The sequence below is a fragment of the Salmonella sp. A1325 genome, from assembly GCF_056991255.1.
Genome location: NZ_JAMLWO010000036.1, coordinates 1 through 485, shown reverse-complemented (window position 1 = coordinate 485; position 485 = coordinate 1). Strand labels below are relative to the sequence as shown.

General features: G+C 48.5%; 1 tRNA gene and 1 rRNA gene. Both read right to left on the bottom strand.

From position 1 onward, the window contains the following. Window positions 1-250: 250 nt before the first annotated feature. Window positions 251-326 (bottom strand) — tRNA-Glu (locus NAZ64_RS22410). A gap of 85 nt (window positions 327-411) precedes the next feature. Further along, window positions 412-485: ribosomal RNA gene (locus tag NAZ64_RS22405) — 16S ribosomal RNA — on the bottom strand; the annotation flags it as partial.

Here is a 485-nt window from a genome sequence, read left to right as displayed (position 1 = left end):
GTCCTTCATCGCCTCTGACTGCCAGGGCATCCACCGTGTACGCTTAGTCGCTTAACCTCACAACCCGAAGATGTTTCTTACGATTCATCATCGTGTTGCGAAAATTTGAGAGACTCACGAACAACTTTCGTTGTTCTGTGTTTCAATTTTCAGCTTGATCCAGATTTTTAAAGAGCAAATATCTCAAACGTGACTCGTAAGTCAGTTTTGAGATACTGATGGCAACGCCTTTCACACATTACCGCGCAAGTGGCGTCCCCTAGGGGATTCGAACCCCTGTTACCGCCGTGAAAGGGCGGTGTCCTGGGCCTCTAGACGAAGGGGACGTATCAGTCTGCTTCGCAAGACGCCTTGCTATTCACTTTTCATCAGACAATCTGTGTGAGCACTGCAAAGTACGCTTCTTTCAGGTAAGGAGGTGATCCAACCGCAGGTTCCCCTACGGTTACCTTGTTACGACTTCACCCCAGTCATGAATCACAAAG